Genomic DNA, 17631 nt, shown 5'->3' on the forward strand with positions numbered 1-17631 from the left:
TTGTTTTAGAGCGGCTCGGGGGGCGCGGATTCGCCGTTTGCTGCGGCACATGCCGCCGCGCGTGCTTCACGGATGGCGCGCCGCCGCTCGGCAAAGAACGATTTGAGCGCGGCGCCGCATTCGGCTTCGAGCACACCGCCGCTCACCGTGGTGTGATGGTTCAACTGTGGATTCGCGAATGCATCGACGACGCTGCCGCACGCGCCGGTCTTCGGATCGCGCGCGCCGAACACGACACGCTCAATGCGCGCGTGCATGATCGCGCCGGCGCACATCAGACACGGCTCGAGCGTCACGTAGAGCTCGCAGCCCGGCAGGCGGTAGTTCTCGACGGCTTGCGCGGCGGCGCGCAGCGCGACCATTTCCGCATGCGCCGACGGGTCGTGAGCACTGATAGGATGATTGAAGCCTCTGGCAACGACTTCCTCGCCTCGCACGAGGACTGCGCCGACCGGCACTTCGCCGGCTGCGCGCGCTTCTTCGGCGGCGGCCTGGGCGAGCGCCATGAAGCGGCGATCGCGTTCGGAAATAATGGGGGGCTCAAGCGGATCGACTGGCGTGGGAGCGTTGACCGCGGCAGCGACAGACGCGCCGCAGGCGTGGGCCGAAGATCCGCCCGCCTCGCCGCAGGGGGATTCGAGTGCGTCAGGCGAGACCGGTGCGTTTGGCGCTGCGCCGGAGCCACTTGACGGCGCGCCTGACGCGGCACAGCGTGCTGGCGCAACATCTGGCAAATCCGGCATATCCGGCAAAACATGGATAACAGGCACAAACGGCTCACTCACTGCGAACCCGCTTCTGCCGTATTGAGACTACCGGCGCGCTCCGACAGCCGCTCGGCAATTCGCCGGCAATATTCGCGGGGCAAAACCATCGGGCCGCCACGCAGCGATTCAAGCGCCATGTCGAGCGCCAGCATGCGCGCCTGCAGACGGCAACGGGTGGCCTGGTCGCTCACGGCATTCAGCTCCGATTGCAGGTCGCGCAATGCGCGCAACTGCTCGACGGCGGGCGGCACGAAGCCCGCATTCTTCAAAATCCGGTTGGCGACGCGCACTTCTTCCGGGACCAGTGCATCGTCGTCCAGAGGCAGCGGCGCGCCCGCGCCCGGCAAGTCGTCGAATTCGCCACGCGCGGCTGCGGCGGCAATACGCTGTTCGACAAGCGCATCAAGCAATTTCATCTGCTATCCACTACGTTGCGGCCCACGCATTCTATCAGGGAGCGCACGACCGTTCCGGCTGTCCGGCCGACAAAACGCACCAATTTTCAGATACTGCGTATTTGAGGGGCGTATAGCGGTGGATTACAGTGAAAAACCGGCTGGGCGGTGCGCCACGCGAGGATCGGGCCGATAAGAGACCGTTTTCCGCGAATGACGCCGCTTGAGCTCCCCTGCTTCTCGCTACTCGAGGCCACTGACGTTATGCAATCCACCACGATCGAAGAACACACTAGCCAACCGCTTGCGATGTCCACCGCCAGTCCTCGTTCGCGCTCGGCCGCGCAGCCTGCACCGCGACCTGCGCAACCCCGGATGTACGCATTTCACGCATCTCGCCTACGCCTGCGCGCGACACTGGCAGTGCTGGCCGTGTCGGCGGCGCTCTCCGGCTGCGGCGTGTTCTGCGGCGGAGCAGGCGGAAGCGGCGGCGGATTTGCCGGCGGTTGCGGAGCCGGAATACGATTCTGAGTTCCAGTGCCCGGAAGCGAACATGGGCATGACCGCAGCCACCGGCGCGAACAGGAACATGGGCGCGGTGCGGCGTGGACGTGGGGCATTGAGTACGCAGCGAACACCAACCCCCGAGCACCATCACCAAACACCGAACCCCGCACGCTGAACGGTGAGCACCTAACACCAACGTCGATCGCCACGAATCATGCTTCGCCGACCAGCGGCCACCGCGCCAGCGCAACATGCCGCGTACGCCCAAGCAAACTGTGTATCAGCGCAAATTCGCGCACGTTCCAGCAAGCCGATTCAACCGGACGCGCAGCGGCCCAAGGCATGCCGTACGCCAACGTGACATGCGGCGTATAGGGCACAGTGTTCGAAGCCGCGCGCTCCCCAAAACCCGCGTGCTGCAACGCATGTCCCAGCGCGCCATGAAGCGCATGAAGCCCAGCGACGCCCTCGCCCCCTGTCAACACCAGCGGCCCTGGCCGCGGCTTCGACGCAAAGCTGCAGACCGCGTCAAATTCGACCGTAAAGGGCGCCATACTGATCGACGCAGCCGCCCGCATCGCGGCGTCGACTTTATCTGCAGGCAGGCCGCCTGCAAAATTCCCGAGATGCAGCAAGGTGACGTGCAGACGCCCAGCCGAGAGCGGTTTGCTGCGCACGCGCGTCTCGGCGCAGAGTTGTTGCGCGAGCTTCGAGATAGCGGCCGCCGTATTGTTATCGGGAAATACGGCGAAAAACAGACCGTCTGTCGGCGTCGGCGGCGCCTCGAGCCCGGGCAACCAGAGTTGTTCAGGCATTTCGTTCCTAACCGGGTCAAGCCGGCATATAGATGAAACTCCGTTCATGTTGCGGGCTAACGCGCGCGCCCGATCGCATCATCTGACTCGATGACGAACGGACACCGACGCATCGCCCTGCTTCTCAAGCGAATCACCAAGGATTCACAGGAATCGAGCCGCAGTTCCGGTCGCACTTCCTCTTTTTCCGCCGATTCCACCGCAACCGTCTCAGCGGACTCACGTGACTCGCCACCGGGACTCCCCCCATCTTCCGCCGCCCCCGAAACTACTTGCACTCGCGCCCGGCCCAGCACAGCACTGTACATTCATACAGTATTTACAGCAACGTGAAACTGCTCAAAAGCTCGAAGTATGGGCCGAGGCGGCAAAGTACGATGCGTCCTGCACGAGCAGTGGCGCGCCCAAACTCTGCTCGCGCGGTACCGACGGGGTTGGCGCCAGCACCGGAGCGGGCATTTGCGACAGTTTCACGCCGGACGGGCCGTGCATGTCATTGCTGAAAATACTGCTCACCCATTTCTGCTCGTACGACTGCCAGTATTGCGTCAACCGTCGTTCGAGCAATGTGCCGCATGCATGCTTCGCGCCTGACGAGCTCATCGACCTCACGCTGGACTTCTATCGGCGCAATTACATCGACAGTCTGTTGTTGGGCTCCGGCATCATTCAGTCGTCGAGCTACACTCAGAAAGGATCGGACGGGATTACGTCAGCCGAGTGCCCTTCCTGACCGTTTTTCTGCCCCTTTTGAACAAGCGTGCCTGAGTGGGGCCCAAGTTGTGCTGGCATGGGCGCGCAAGACGTCCTATTAACGCGCGAGATCACCATGTCCAAAAACGTCAGGTGGCCAGGAGTCGTCGGCGCCGTAACGCTCGTATTCATTGCGCTGACTGCGCTGTATCTACTGATCGGCGGAGGCTGGTTGCTTGCGGCCAGCGGTTCCGCGTACTACTTGATAACCGGTGCGTTGCTGCTTGGCGTAGCCTGGCTCTTGTACCGAAGGCGCGCGGCGGCGCTGATTCTGTACGCCCTCGTCCTCGTTGGCACGGCCGCATGGGCGCTGTGGGAGTCAGGACCGGACTTCTGGGCGCTCGCGCCGCGCTCCGGCGTGCTCGTCATTTTTGGTATCTGGCTGATACTTCTCGTGAGCTGGCGCCTCGAAGGCTCCCGTAGGGTCGGCGTTGCGTTCCTCGGCGGTGCGCTTGTCATATGGGCGGGCGTGCTGGTCTACGCCCGGTTCAACGACCCGCAAACCGTCAACGGGACTTTCAGTTCCGAGTCGCGCGCACCCCGTGAAAACCCCGCCGACGCAGCCGAATGGCCGGCCTACGCACGCACGCAATCGGGGACGCGCTATTCACCATTGACACAGATCACACCCGACAACGTCAAAGATCTGCAGGTCGCGTGGACGTTCCGGACTGGCGATCTGAAAGGGCCGAATGACCCTGTCGAGATAACTGACGAAGTCACGCCGATCAAAATCGGCAACCTGCTTTATCTGTGCTCGCCCCACCAGATCCTCTACGCTCTCGACGCGCAGACCGGTCGCCTGAACTGGAAATTCGATCCCAAGCTCAAGCCCGATCCGTCGTTTCAGCATGTAACTTGCCGCGGCGTATCCTACGTTGACCTTTCTGTCACCGGTTCGACGGCTGCTGGTGTTGCGTCCGGCCTGCCCGCCGCACCCGACCAGCAAGCGGCATCCACCACGTCCACGACTGCGGCCGTATGCACGCGGCGCATCTATCTGCCCGTCAACGACGGTCACCTGTATGCGCTTGATGCAGAGACTGGCGCGCGTTGCGCAACGTTTGGCCACGATGGCGACCTCGATTTGCAGCATGGTCAGCCAGTGACCACACCGGGCATGTATGAGCCGACGTCGCCGCCGATCATCACTAGCAAGGTAATCATCGTGGCAGGCGCGGTCGAGGATAACTTCTCGACGCGCGAGCCGTCCGGCGTGATCCGCGGCTTCGACGTGCGCACGGGCGAGCTGATGTGGGTTTTCGATCCTGGTGCGAACGACCCGAACCAGAATCCTCCGGCCGGCGGCCACTATACCTACACGTCGCCCAACTCGTGGGCGCCCGCAGCCTACGACGCCAAGCTCGATATCGTTTATCTGCCCATGGGTGTGACGACGCCGGACATCTGGGGTGGCTACAGAACGCCCGAGCAGGAGCGGTTTGCGAGCGGCTTGCTTGCGCTGCACGCGTCGACGGGCAAACTCGCCTGGTTCTACCAGACGGTCCATCACGACCTTTGGGACATGGATCTGCCCTCCCAACCCACGCTGGCGGATATTAATGACAAGCAGGGCAACACCGTGCCTGTCGTCTATGCGCCCACCAAGACCGGCAATCTCTTCGTGCTCGACAGACGTACGGGTGTGCCCGTCGTACCGGCGCCCGAGCGTCCCGTCCCACAGGGTGCGGCCCCCGGTGATCATGTTTCGCCCACCCAGCCATTCTCCGGGCTGACGTTCCGTCCATCGAAGAACCTGACCGATGCCGACATGTGGGGCGCGACTATGTACGATCAGCTGGTGTGCCGGATCATGTTTCACAAATTGCGCTATGAAGGCACTTTCACGCCGCCGTCGCTGCAGGGCACGCTGGTGTTTCCGGGGAACCTTGGCATGTTCGAATGGGGAGGCATCGCTGTCGACACGGATCGCCAGATCGCCATCGCCAACCCGATCGCGCTGCCGTTCGTTTCGCGGCTCATCCCGCGCGGCCCCGGCAACCCGTTGCAACCGTCCGAAGGCGCTAAGGGAACGGGAACCGAAGCGGGCATCCAGCCGCAGTACGGCGTGCCATTTGGCGTGACGCTCAACGCGTTCCTTTCGCCATTCGGGCTGCCCTGCAAGCAACCTGCGTGGGGCTACATATCAGCGATCGACCTGAGGACCAATCAGATAGTCTGGAAAAAGCGCATAGGAACGGTGCGCGACAGTTCGCCGGTTCCGTTCCCGTTCAGGATGGGCATGCCGATGCTGGGCGGCCCAATCGTCACAGCGGGCGGAGTAGCGTTCATTGGCGCGACGGCTGACAACTTTATCCGTGCGTTCGATGTGAACAACGGCGAGCAACTCTGGCAGGCGCGCCTGCCTGCCGGTGGTCAGGCCACGCCGATGAGCTATTCGATCAATGGGCGGCAGTTCGTGGTAATAGCTGCCGGTGGTCACGGCTCTTTCGGCACGAAGCTGGGTGACTATGTCATCGCATACGCGTTACCGCACTAGGGCGCCGCGTGGGACCGGGCGTGGAAGTGTTGCCCACCATTGCTCCGCTTTTGCATGGCAACCCGTTGCAAGCGCGCCCTTCGCTTCGTTGACTTCGCAGGTCTGCCAGACGAAGGTCCCCATATTCTGATGCCATGATCGGGGTTCACCGGTCGCGGCGTATTACCGACGGCTTTCGTCTTCCTGGATCGAGGCCAATCATGTCTCGGGAGCAATTCTGTCCTGACAACTTCAGCCGAGCTGTCGACGACATTCGCTGGACGGAGCCGCCTTTCGACTGCGTTCGGCGTTGAGAGCGCCGAATGGAGCCTCATTGTCCCGCGCTTTCCGAAGACGAGCGACATCTCGTTCATCTTGATCATTGCCGGAGCCCTATACAACTCCTTCAGTTCAAAGACTCCGCCGCATGTCAGTGAGTGTATTAGTTGACTTGAATTCTTTTTTAGTTGCTTATGTAACTTCTTTAGAACAGCGGCAGGCTCGCACCACCCCTGCGCCCCCGCGGCGTCGCGCGCGGGGGCAGCGTTTCACACCTGATGCTCGTTGACGTTATAACCCACTCCAAGCCCCATTTTGTAGGCCTGTTCAAGCGCGTTCGCAATATCCGCGACCCGCATCAACCTGACATCCACCGCCTTTTGTCCGGTCTGCTCGAATGAATTGATTTCGAGGTGTTCGTCGGCTATCGCGACCAACGCTGCCCAGTAAGCCTCTTTCCTCATTTTCTCCACCATGACGACTCCTGCTTTTGAGACTAACGCAAATACGTGCTGAGAATGTCATTCGCCACAGCACGCACCCAATCCTGATCCGAGCGACAAGTCAGCTTGGACCCCTTCGTGTTCGGGTGTTCAGCCCGATTGACGGCGTGACCCATCAACACGCCAAAATCGTAAGCCCGCTCAAGAGCCTTCGCGACACTGGAAATCCGGACCAGCCGGATGTCGGTTGTGACTTTTCCCGACTCCGCGAAGGAGCGGATTCCAAGTTCCTCGTTGGCGATGGCGGCGAGCGGATCCCAGTCGCCCTTCTTCCGCGGTGTTTCAATCATCTTTGCCTCCGGGCCTCTAGCCTTATACATTACCGTTTGTAATTTTATTGATTTAAGGCGTAGGCACGCGCGACCGTCCGTCACACCTGGAGTCAGCACTCGCTTAATACGGTGGATTACTCAACCACATTGGATGACACAGCAACCATGCTGGATTGCAAAATGCGGTGCCGTCAGAACGCGGACGTGTTAGCTCTCAACAGGGCGCAGAACGAATGGCTCAACACACTCCTGATCATCGATTGCGACAGGTTCAAGAGTGGGAACGCACATTCGGGCACCACACCGTCAATCTCGTCCTTCGACGGGTTGCCGACGCGATCCGACGCGGCATCCGCGCTGGGATCTGGCGTGCGTTGAGGCGGTGACGAATTCGTCGTGCTTCTCCCCCGCGCGAAACCGGAAGACGGAATGCATGCAGAGCGGATACGCACCGCTGCTGAGAGGATGTAGCTGCACAGAGTAAAGCTGTCTACGAGCGTCGCCACCAACGCCATAAGAGAACCATTGGCATCGTTCATTGAGCGTGCTGACACAGCAATGGATGGCGCGAAGCACACCGGCCGGAATACGATCGTGCTGGCCTGGTCCGTATCTCAATTCCCCCGAAGCGCCGCTCCCGGCACAACAGATCGCCGAAAATGGAACGCGCATCCTAGCGACGGTCGCTATCGCTGCCGGGGGACCGGGTCGACGATGTCGAAACTGTCTGGCCCACCGGTGGCTCCGTCGCTGGTGGCTCCTTGAGCACGCGAAGTTCCAATGGCACGGTGGGCGCCGGCCTGCGGCGGGGCTCGCTGTTCGCGTCGTTCGCTTGTCGGCTCTCGTCCTGGGCGTCATCGTCAGGTTGCGACCAGGCGTTGGTTCCGTTCGGCGGGGCGTGAAGCCGCATATGCGGCACCGGAATCTCAATACCCGCCTCGTCCATCTTGCGTTTGAGCCGCGCGTTAAAAGCGCGTGCCACGCTCCACTGCTGCAGCGGCCGCGTCTTGATCTGCCCTTTCACAACCATCCAGTTAGCCTCAAAGCGGTCGAGCCCCCACACTTCGACCGGCGCAAGTATTTCGTTGCGCATGCGAATGTCTCCCTGCAAATCGGCGCCCACTTCCACAATCATGCGCGTGACTTCATCGAGGTCAAGGGAGAACGGCACCCGTACCTCAAATAGCGCGTTGGCGAAGTCGCGCGACAGGTTCTTCACAATCTTGATCTGCGAGAAGGGAATGGTGTGAACCGCGCCTTGTCCGTCGCGTAAGCGGACGGTGCGGATCGTCAGGTCCATGACGATGCCGGCATGACTGCCCTCAATCTCAATCCAGTCACCGACAGAGATCGTCTCCTCGACGATGATGAAGAGCCCCGTGATCAGATCGGTGACGAGCGCTTTCGCACCGAAGCCGACTGCAAGACCGATCACGCCCGCACCCGCAAGGAGAGGCGTCAGATTGACGCCCAGAGTGCCGGCGGCGACGATCGCAGCGAGGGTGACAACCGTCGTGAAAACTGCGTTGCGCACGAGCGGCAACATCGTGCGTGCGCGCACGCCGGGGTCGAGCGCCTTGTTCCGCGAACTGCTCGGGCCAAGCGCGTTGAGAATTGCGGTATCGCAAAGTATCCATATGAACCAGGCGCCGAAGACTGTCGCGATGACTGTAACCAGCGCGTGCTTGAAACTGGGTGTCATCGCACTGTGCTTGATCATCCGCGCGATCGGACCGCTCCACAGGTCCAGTTCGAATTGAATGAACGCGAGCCACATCAGAAGGACGAGCAGCGTGCTCGCGAAACGCAAGAGTCGCATCAGGTGCGGCGCGCGGCGGTGTGCGCGCGTGTCCCTCCGACGCGTCACGTGCATCAGCAGCGCCGACACGAACAGCGTGAACACCAGTAACAGCGCACTGAGAAGCGACGGCTGTAATACGTTCTCTTCCGAACCGCGCGCGTCAATGATCGCAACGACCGACGCGATCGCGATTAAAAGGATCGGGATGTGCCACAACGATGCGAGGATATCGAGCGCTTCTGTGGCGAGTTTGTGATCACGCCTTCGCCCATACGGGCGATTGCGTATCAGATGCGTGACGGGGCGCCGGTAAGCGAGTGCGAAATAACCGATCAGGACCGCCGCCGCCACGTTTGCGGATGCCGACACGAGCCCGGCGAGATTCACACCGAGCAGGCCAGTGACGCCCGGATTGGCCGTCGCGTCACCGAGCGCGCCACATGCACCGATCGCGAAAAGCGGCCAGCGGCTTCGCGCGAGCAACTGATGAACTGCGACACGCCGGTGTGCAGTGTTGAACGCCGAGAACACGATCAGGCAGATCGCCGAGAAGATCGAACCCGCAACTATGGCATAGACGATCACAAGCCCCAGCGTGCTGCCGAGCGCGTCAGGCATTCCCCGCATGACCAGCGCCACCGCCACAAATGCGACGATCCATGGCGCCGTGCGCCAAAATGCAAAGCTCAACAGTTCGAACGAAGTTGGACTCGGTTCCAGCGCGACCTCCCAGCCAAAACGCGCACTGATGCGCCGCCGCAGATAGATCAGCAAGCCAGCGCATGCCCCCCAGCCGGCAAGCGTCGCGGTCATGCCAAGCAGGACCTGACCGAACGACTCCCCGCTCCCACCTGCGAGAATGCTCCACAGTTCGTTGGCGGCCGCGCTCGAACGGGCCGCCCAGTAATGCAAGGGCGTGCGCCCCTCGCTCAGATCCGTCTCGACAGACGCAATGCCCGACGCAATCGCGCCGAGCAGATCGCTGCCGCCCTGTCCAGACGATGCCGGCGCCGCGGGCGCGACACTCCGTGTACCGTCACGAAGCCCCTTCAGATGGGCGACAAGGGCTTTGCGTTGTGCATCGCTTTCGAGCGTGCCGATCAGGCCGTCCAACGAACGCGTCAGTTCGGCCTGACTGGCCGACGACGGTGCCGATGCAGCCTGCACCGCCGAGGCCGGCGGCGCTGAAACACCGGTTGCTTTGTTGACGAGGTTTTGCAGCCCTGCGGGCAGAGGCGCGGCTGACGCCGGATTGATGCCCGCCGAAAACAGAACGAGGAAGCTGGCCATGGCCAGCCATAAGCTGACGCACCCAATGGCGCGCCACACGCCTGTATGTAAAGCAGCGCGTGTCGGCAGTCTGACGATGCCCATGGCATGGCTGGATTCACACGGCAAGAATGCGGTCATGGCGATCCCTTACGAAAGCCTTTGCGCGAGAGAATCGAAGGCGCTTCGCTTTTTGTAATGTACGCTCAACGCAAGCCCGGCTCACCCGTGACGATGTTTCGGTGCGCATCCGCAACACTGTACGACCTCTCCCAGACCCGTTGCGTGGCGCCATGGGCGGCGCCCGGGGCTAACCTGCAGCGGCCCTTTTCCTGGTAATCCCGGTAACGGACAAAGCCGCTTCTATCAGTCTGTGCATGTCGATCCGGCCCGTGCTGATGAACCGGTCACCTTCTTCAGGATGGAGGGGACGCCGTGTCCGAATCCAGCCCTCTTGCCTTCTTGATGGGAGATGCATCTGGGAGCAGAACGAAACGGAGCTTCGTGATGCGCAGGAGCATCCGATCCCGCCCATTGTCGGGCGGCGGCATGATGTGATCATTACGGCCGCGACAGCGACCGGCAAACAAAGGGCCGGCATCTTCCGTCGCCACGGTTCGTGCTGTGCCTCCGATCATCCACCGACGCCGCATCTGCCTCGCCAGGAGTCCTCTGCATTATCGGGATTGCCTTTAATGGCGCATCTTCGCGGCGAGCGGACTTTTTTTGGGTGGGTGACGCTCGCGGCACGGCATGAGCGTGTTACTGGCTGTCGCGATCGGAGACCTTGGACCAGCCCGGACCCGGGTCGAACGACTTCGTGGGCTCAGCTTTGGCTGCACTCTCGGGTCCGAGGTCCCGCTCGTAGACCTGGCCGGCATGGCTCACCATGAAAGACTTGATCCCGGTGTCTCCGTATTTGACCGGCCAGGCGATGACGGCAAACCCGCCGAAGAGTTTGCCTCGCACGACGTAATCATAGGCACCGCCTGGCGCGTGTGGCCCTTGTGACTCGAGCAGCTTGTAGTGGTACCCGTAGTAGCCGGCATTCTGCGCATTGCGCGAGCTCGCATTCACGAACGCCTCGCCGAGCGGACTCGAGTTGTCATCCGGTCCGCTCGGCCAGTACAGACCGTCGTGTTTGTCCGGCGAACTTACCATCCTCGAGGCATAGGCAAGCACACCCTCGCCGTCGTGATTGGTCTGCGCATATTCGCGTTGCGCATCGTAGATCACGAGCATTGTCTGAATGACAGCCAGTTCATCGCGGCCGATGCGCCGCAAGCGCATCACTTCGGCGCCCGCGCGCGTGTCAAAGTGCCATCCCTGGTCGGTCTTGACGAGTGGAATCGGGAACGTCCAGCCGTTGTCGCCCACGACGATGTGGGCATGCCCGGCGTCCGTCGGCTCGATCGTGTGGGACTTGGCCCACGCCGCGACAAACGTATCCCGCACCTCCGCGCCGACAGGTGGAATCAGTTCACGAAAGTCATTGCCGAAAATCGTGCGCAATGTGTCCTGGCGGTCTTTCACGACGGCGTCGCCGAAGGCGTCCATCGCCGCCTCCGGAGAGCTGAAGCTCTTTTGTGCATAAACGGACGTCGTCATCGCGACCGACAGGACGGCTGCGACGGCGAGGTTCGCGAGTGTGGGCGTCACCCACTTTCTGAAAACGCGTGCCTGGATGTCCATGGTTCCCTCTCCTTAACGCCTGCCGCCGCGTCCACCCCCACCGCCGCGCATGCCCCCGCCGGAAGACCGGCTAAAGCCTGAGCCCTGCATGCTCGATCTTCCGCGATCGTAGCTGCGCTGCGTGGCGGCACCGCCCCCTTCTATGCCCGAGAACGAGCTGTCACGCCCGCCGCCACTGTAACTACCGCGGCTGCCGCTGTTGACACGGTTCAGGCCACTGGCCCCACCGCGATTCGATGCACTCCCCCGGTTCGCACCGGCGGAGCGGTCTGCCGTCGTCGCGCGGTTCGCGGCGCTGCCCCGCTCGGCTGTGGTGGCGCGGTTGCCTGTACCCGCCCGGTCGGTTGCGCCGAACCCCGTACCCGTGTCGGTACCACGCCCCCGATACTGGGAACGCTTATCGGCACCCGGCGTCTGGCCGGCAAATTTATCGCGCGTCGCATTGTCCCGATAGGCGACGCCCTGGCGGTGGCCTGCATCATGCTGCCAGCGCCCCCCCTGTCCCTCGACTTTGCCGCGGTCAAAGTTGCGATCGACGTTCCGGGCTTTGTCAACGTTGATGTTGACGTCATTGCCGCCCCAGTTGCAGTCGCTGAAGATCGCACCGGCGGCAGCGAGACCAATGCCCCACGCGACCCCCGTGGCGAGCGCCGCACCGGGGTAGTAACCAGGGTAGTAAGCCGGGTATGGAGGCCAATAGGTCGGCGGATAGGCCGGGTAGCTCCACGCACCGTACACAACGGTGGGGTTGTAGGCTGGCACATAGATCACTTCCGGGTTCGCGGGCTCGATGCGCACGATGGTTGTCCCCCCAGCCGCCGGCGCGGGCTCGACCACGACCTTCTGCTGCTCGTTCGATTTCAGGTTGCCCGATTCCTGCGCGCGTGCCCGCAGTCGCTGCACAGCGGCAAAGACGTCTTTTTGCTGCGCAAGAAAAGCGTCGCCAAGCTTCTGTGTCCAGTCGAGCTTGTCATACATTGGCTCAAGTATTTGCGGAAACGCCACCATCGATTTCACACTGGTGTCCCACGGCTGGTTCTCGACCGCCTTCACGGCGGCATCGCCCTTCACGTTCGGATTCGCTTTCACCCAGCGCGCCGCGTACACGATCTCCAGCGGATAGGTCGACGCCATCAATACCTGAGACAACACGGAGTCCGGGTAGAGCGCGATCGGCGCGACCAGCGCCTCGATCTCCTCCGGCTTGAACGGCGCGGGGCTCTCGGGCCCGCGATCTGCATAAGCCGGAATTGTCACCAGCAGAATCAGCCACAAAAAAACGGCTTTTGCCCATCGTTCGTTCCAGTGAGTCATGGCGCCTCCCTGCGGCAGGTTGTTGACGCGGAAAACGATGCGTTTGTGACGGCCACATTACTGGTTGGCGGCCGCGCCGCTGACTTCCCTGATGGCGTCGACTCCGGAAGCAGCGAGTCCGAAGAAAATTCAATCGTGGACATTTGCTGCCCTAGCGTGATCCACCCGTCATCCGCAGGGTGTTTGCCGTGGATAAGGTACCCCAGCAACACGACAGCAACAACGACGTGGAGCCAGAACGCAGCCTGCTCGAGCCTGACGAAGTCATGTCTCATGTCGACGCTTCAACGGTAGCCCTGATGTTTTGCCGGGCCTTTGGAACTGGTCAAACGCCACGGTGTCATCTTTCTTCTCGATATGCTTGACCGACGCTTCAGGTTTCCAATCGTAGTAGCTAATGCTTACAAAACGACCATCCTGCGCGGTGCATAAGCGCTGTGGCGGCAACTCCGAGAGGGCCAGCGGCAAGCGTAGGCGATCCCCACACATAGATTGCGTCGCGCGGGCGATCGGCTCTTACCTATCGCGAAAGCCACGCTTTTCTCCGCAATCATTCACCCGCGCCCACGCGGCGCAGGCCGGTACTCCTCGTGTGCGCCGCTCCGCCGCTGCCCAACGCGCGGCGCGGGTTTGCGTCGGACGGCGCTCCCGACAGCCGCTCAGTCGGGCCAGCAGCAATCCACCATATCGACCGGTCGATGCGTGACGAACACATAAAAGATCAGAATCTGGCCTGTCATCGCACGGGCGATGTCGGGTACGCTTCCCCGCGTCGACGTGATGGCCGCGACATAATCGACGCCATTGAAGCCGATAGCCCTGATTGCTTCGTCCAGTGGCTTGCTGTGATCGGCAACGTGCGGGGCACCAAGCTTGCGAACCCACTCGACCGTTTCGGGACGGGATGCCGTGGCGACCACGGTAAGCCCGGTCAAGCGCGTCGCCAGTTGAATCGTCATGGATCCGACTCCACCGGCGCCATTCAGCACGAGCAGCGTACCGCACGGCGTTCGGGAACCGTAACGCAGCTTCATGCGGTCGAAGAGCATCTCCCACGCAGTGATAGACGTAAGCGGCAAGGCTGCCGCTTCGGCAAACGATAATATGCTGGGCTTGGGCCCAACGATCCGTTCATCGACGAGGTGAAACTCCGAGTTGGTCCCGGGCCGGTCCATCGCGCCCGCATAGAAGACCTCGTCACCGGGCTTGAAAAGGGTGACCTCGCTTCCGACTGCTTCAACATTGCCCGCCGCGTCGTAGCCCAATACCCTGCAACCCTCGCTGTCAGCGGGATTCTCCCAACGACGGCGCTTCACATCGACAGGATTCACCGACACCGCCTTCACCGCAACCAGAAGATCGCGCGGGCCAGGTTCAGGCGTGGGGAGTTCGATGTCGGTCAAGACCACGAGACCGCCCTTTACTCGATATCCAACGGCTTTCATAACGTTCTCCGATAGCACTTCCCGCGAACTAATTTGTGAACCTTAATACGCTCAAATCATTCCGTTCAATCGGTGAAGCGCATCCGCCGCAAGGACGAGGTCTGCCGCCGCCAGGTTTCCTCACAAATGTTCGAGCGATGATGTACCCGGGATCAGCAAGAGGAATTGCCCGGCGATCGAGCCCTCGACCGGGCGGTTACCAGACCTTCATTCCGCCGTCGACGACGATGTCCACGCCGGTCACGTACGAACTATCGTCGGAGGCCAGAAAAAGAGCGACGTTCGCCACTTCCTCGGGCCGTCCCAGTCGACCGAGCAGCGTCTTGCCAAGCATGTAGCCGGCCCACTCCGGATTGTTCAACTGCTCTCGCGTCTGGTTGGTTTCGATCACCCCGGGCGAAATCGAATTGGCGCGAATCCCATGGTCCCGCCCTTCCATCGCCAACTGTCGCGTCATGCCGGTAATCCCCGCCTTGGCGGTGGTATGGGCAAGCGAGCCAAGGTTCTTGAAGCTCATGAGTGCGGTCAGGGAAGCCGTGTTCACAATCACGCCGCGGCTTGCTTTCAGATGCGGCCATGCGGCCCGCGTGAGGTAGAACACCAGATCGACCTCTTCGCGACGATTGCGGTCCCATTCGTCGTCCGAGATGTCCTCGATCCAGTTGAAGTACGCCATCGCGGCGTTATTGAAAAGGACGTCGATACGGCCAAATGTCCGCACGGCGAGGTCGACGAGTGTCCCACAGTCGGCGGGTCTCGTCAGATCGCACGGATGCAGGGACACCATCGTGCCGCCGGCGGCGCGAACTGCATCGACAGTGGCTTGCGCATCGTCGGCATACAAACCGCAGCCGACCACGAGCGCACCTTCTTGCGCAAACGTCAGCGCGGCCTCGCGCCCCATGCTCCCGCCTGTTCCAGTGATGATGCACACCTTTCCCGCGAGCCTGTTCGACACGGTGGATCTCCGTTTGAGGGTAACGATGGTGCGACAGAGGAACGAGCCAGACGAGACGATCACCCACCCGCACAGGCAAGCGTTCGCCTCGACGGATCCGTCTTCCTAGCTCGCGCTCAGAGACGCAGCACGCGAGGCCGCCCGCCCCGCACGCGCGTCGAGGCTGAACGAACCGGCACCGAAGTAGGTGATCTGCAGAAGGCCGCCAGCCATCATCACGTTCTTCAGGAAGTGAATCATCTGGTTCTGGTCGGCGAAATTGTGGTGGAAGAAAGCCGCCGTGACGAGACAGAACACCGCCATCGCTAGCGATACGTAGCGGGCACGGTATCCCGACAGCAACAGCAAGCCGCCGCCCAGTTCGACGGCCACGGCGGCAATGTACGCGAGCGGCGGCACAGGCAAACCCATAGCCGCGATATAGCCGACCGTCGCGGCGTATGCGCCGAGTTTGCCCAGCCCGCTCATGACGAACGGCGCTCCGATCAAGATACGACCCAACAGTGGAAGAAACTTGTAACGATCCATGATGACCTCCTGAAATTGACTTACGTAGGTGGACTATGAAAATTACACCTGGCCGGTGTCCACCATCACCAGTTCGGAATCTTCGAGCGCGGTTATTTCAACCACCGGCACTTTCGTGATCGCGGCACCGTCCAGCCGACCCATGGGTTCGCCGTTGACTTCGATTCGTCCCGATGCCACCACCAGATAGGCACAATGCGACGGACTCAACGCCTGCCAGACGCGCTCGCCGGCCTTTAGCGTTGCGCCAAGCAGGCGCGCATTCGCGCGAATGGGAAGCGCGCCTTCATCTCTGGCGAAACCGCTCGCAAGCACCACGAAGCGCCCGGAGCGATCGCCCTTGGGAAACTGCTTCATGTCCCACCGGGGTTCGCCGCCGGCCACGCGAGGCACCAACCAGATCTGATAGAGATTGAGTGGTACGTCGCCCTTGTTGAACTCGGTGTGGCGGATACCGGTGCCCGCGCTCATCACCTGAACATCACCCGCGCGGATCGTTCCTTCGGATCCCAAAGTATCCCGATGCCCGAGAACACCCTGGCGCACATAGGTGATGATCTCCATGTCGCGGTGCCCATGCATCGGGAAACCACCGCCGACCGCAATCTCATCGTCGTTCCAGACGATCAAGGGACCCAGAGCGTCGTGTTCGGGATTGTCGTCAGCGCTGACAGCGAAATGGTGCTTCGCGCGCAGCCAGCCGAGATCGGCTCTTCCCAGTGATTCCCAACGCCGGTGTGCAAACATTTCGTTTCCTTTTTCCTGCTGCCCAAACATGGAACAGTCGCAAGATCGGCGGCCACCGATACCGTGATTCAGGCCGTGACGGAATGCTATATGCACAACGATCATGCGCATATCTCCTGAATTGCAACGCATCATTGCTCGTGGTAGAAAGATGAAACTCCATTGAAACTCACCAATGAACCAGATCACTGACCTCAACGACCTGAGGATCTTCGCGGAGGTGGTCGAGCACGGAAGCTTCACGGCTGCCGCCCGAACACTCGGCACGCAAACGTCAAAGCTCAGCCGGCGTGTTCGTGCATTGGAAGAGGAGCTTCAGGTCCGCCTGCTCAATCGCACGAGCCGGAGCCTGTCGCTGACGGAAACCGGGCGGCAGTTCCATGAGCATTGCCTCGCCGTGGTGGCGGAATCGAAGGCTGCCAAAGATATCGTCGACCAGACGCGAACAATGCCTCAGGGCACGGTACGCGTCAGTTGCCCGGTGGCATTACTGAGTTCCGGTGTCTCCGCGGTCATTTCCCGATACATAGACGACAACCCGCAAGTCCAGGTGCTGCTCGATGCAACCAACCGCCGTGTGGATGTCGTCGAGGAAGGTCTCGATTTTGCGATCCGGGTCAGGCGTCCGCCGCTCGAAAACACCGATCTCGCAGTCCGGCAACTGGGCTTGTCGATCCACATTCTGGTTGCCAGTCCGGAATTGGCGACGCGCCATCCGGCGCCCAGTTCCCTTGAATCGCTGAAAGAATGGCCAACCCTCTCGATGGCGAATAGCAGCGGACGGTTTGCGTGGAACCTGGTCGACCCCAAGGGTCAGGCGACGTCGTGGACACATCAGCCTCGATTGGCGACAGACGATCTGGCCAGCCTGAGGATCGCAGCAATGCAAGGCGTCGGCGTGGCCTTGCTGCCTCGGGAACTTGTCGGGGACGACATTCAGGCTGGCCGGCTACTGCACCTGCTGCCCGATCTGGCGACGACGCCAGGCCTCGTGCACGCGATCTTCGCCACGCGCCGAGGCATGGTTCCGGCTGTCCGACACCTGCTCGACGCACTCGTTGCGGGATTCGAAGCGTTCAATGAAAAGTGGTACAGCGCCCGTTGATG

The 17631-nt window shown here is 61.6% G+C and carries 16 protein-coding genes and 1 pseudogene; 4 read left to right on the plus strand and 13 right to left on the minus strand.

What is annotated here, in order from left to right; genetic code table 11:
• Positions 1–5: 5 nt before the first annotated feature.
• From tadA to P0D89_RS19970, 3 genes are all read right to left on the minus strand, one after another.
• A complete protein-coding gene (tadA, locus tag P0D89_RS19960) occupies positions 6–533 on the minus strand; it encodes a tRNA adenosine(34) deaminase TadA (protein ID WP_408357717.1) in 528 nt (175 codons plus the stop codon).
• A gap of 248 nt (positions 534–781) precedes the next feature.
• Positions 782–1183, minus strand: a complete 402-nt coding sequence (locus tag P0D89_RS19965; RefSeq protein WP_408357622.1) for a DnaJ family domain-containing protein — start codon at positions 1181–1183, stop codon at positions 782–784.
• A 698-nt stretch (positions 1184–1881) separates the two neighbouring features.
• Complete coding sequence (locus tag P0D89_RS19970; protein ID WP_408357621.1) at positions 1882–2484, minus strand: 2'-5' RNA ligase family protein; 603 nt, start codon at positions 2482–2484, stop codon at positions 1882–1884.
• A gap of 310 nt (positions 2485–2794) precedes the next feature.
• On the opposite strand from P0D89_RS19970, the pseudogene P0D89_RS19975 reads away from it, so the two are divergent.
• Together P0D89_RS19975 and P0D89_RS19980 are read left to right on the plus strand one after the other, a co-directional pair.
• Positions 2795–3178: pseudogene (locus P0D89_RS19975) on the plus strand (putative DNA modification/repair radical SAM protein); the annotation flags it as partial.
• 135 nt (positions 3179–3313) lie between these two features.
• Positions 3314–5737: a glucose/quinate/shikimate family membrane-bound PQQ-dependent dehydrogenase gene (locus P0D89_RS19980; RefSeq protein ID WP_408357620.1), complete on the plus strand. Its 2424-nt coding sequence runs from the start codon at positions 3314–3316 to the stop codon at positions 5735–5737.
• Positions 5738–6264: 527 nt separating this feature from the next.
• Here the strand turns inward: P0D89_RS19980 and P0D89_RS19985 are convergent.
• From P0D89_RS19985 to P0D89_RS20000, 4 genes are all read right to left on the minus strand, one after another.
• Entirely contained in the window at positions 6265–6471 is a 207-nt protein-coding gene (locus tag P0D89_RS19985; protein ID WP_408357619.1) for a DUF6900 domain-containing protein, read from the minus strand.
• Between the two features lie 20 nt (positions 6472–6491).
• Positions 6492–6788, minus strand: coding sequence for a DUF6900 domain-containing protein (locus tag P0D89_RS19990; protein WP_408357618.1), 297 nt, complete (start codon positions 6786–6788; stop codon positions 6492–6494).
• A gap of 173 nt (positions 6789–6961) precedes the next feature.
• The gene (locus P0D89_RS19995; protein WP_408357617.1) at positions 6962–7309 is read right to left on the minus strand and encodes a hypothetical protein; all 348 of its coding nucleotides are present in this window, start codon (positions 7307–7309) and stop codon (positions 6962–6964) included.
• A gap of 134 nt (positions 7310–7443) precedes the next feature.
• Entirely contained in the window at positions 7444–9861 is a 2418-nt protein-coding gene (locus tag P0D89_RS20000) for a mechanosensitive ion channel family protein (RefSeq protein ID WP_408357616.1), read from the minus strand.
• Here P0D89_RS20000 and P0D89_RS20005 point away from each other — a divergent pair.
• On the plus strand, positions 9860–10039 hold the full coding sequence (locus P0D89_RS20005) for a hypothetical protein (protein WP_408357615.1): 180 nt from the start codon (positions 9860–9862) through the stop codon (positions 10037–10039). The genes P0D89_RS20000 and P0D89_RS20005 overlap by 2 nt on opposite strands.
• A 563-nt stretch (positions 10040–10602) precedes the next feature.
• Here the strand turns inward: P0D89_RS20005 and P0D89_RS20010 are convergent.
• The 6 genes from P0D89_RS20010 to P0D89_RS20035 form a co-directional block, all read right to left on the minus strand.
• Complete coding sequence (locus tag P0D89_RS20010; protein WP_408357614.1) at positions 10603–11532, minus strand: DUF2950 domain-containing protein; 930 nt, start codon at positions 11530–11532, stop codon at positions 10603–10605.
• Positions 11533–11544: 12 nt separating this feature from the next.
• Positions 11545–12846 (minus strand): DUF3300 domain-containing protein, encoded by a 1302-nt coding sequence (locus P0D89_RS20015; protein WP_408357613.1) that lies wholly within the window; start codon positions 12844–12846, stop codon positions 11545–11547.
• Positions 12847–13505: 659 nt separating this feature from the next.
• Entirely contained in the window at positions 13506–14291 is a 786-nt protein-coding gene (locus tag P0D89_RS20020; RefSeq protein WP_408357716.1) for a zinc-binding alcohol dehydrogenase family protein, read from the minus strand.
• A 196-nt stretch (positions 14292–14487) separates the two neighbouring features.
• Positions 14488–15249 (minus strand): SDR family NAD(P)-dependent oxidoreductase, encoded by a 762-nt coding sequence (locus P0D89_RS20025; protein ID WP_408357612.1) that lies wholly within the window; start codon positions 15247–15249, stop codon positions 14488–14490.
• 105 nt (positions 15250–15354) lie between these two features.
• A complete protein-coding gene (locus P0D89_RS20030) occupies positions 15355–15777 on the minus strand; it encodes a DoxX family protein (protein ID WP_408357611.1) in 423 nt (140 codons plus the stop codon).
• A 42-nt stretch (positions 15778–15819) separates the two neighbouring features.
• Entirely contained in the window at positions 15820–16524 is a 705-nt protein-coding gene (locus P0D89_RS20035; protein ID WP_408357715.1) for a pirin family protein, read from the minus strand.
• Between the two features lie 175 nt (positions 16525–16699).
• Here P0D89_RS20035 and P0D89_RS20040 point away from each other — a divergent pair, with 175 nt between their 5' ends.
• Complete coding sequence (locus P0D89_RS20040) at positions 16700–17629, plus strand: LysR substrate-binding domain-containing protein (RefSeq protein WP_408357610.1); 930 nt, start codon at positions 16700–16702, stop codon at positions 17627–17629.
• Positions 17630–17631 lie beyond the last annotated feature (2 nt).

Origin of the sequence: Paraburkholderia sp. RL18-085-BIA-A, assembly GCF_046027075.1 — a bacterium.
Taxonomy (GTDB): Bacteria; Pseudomonadota; Gammaproteobacteria; order Burkholderiales; family Burkholderiaceae; genus Paraburkholderia.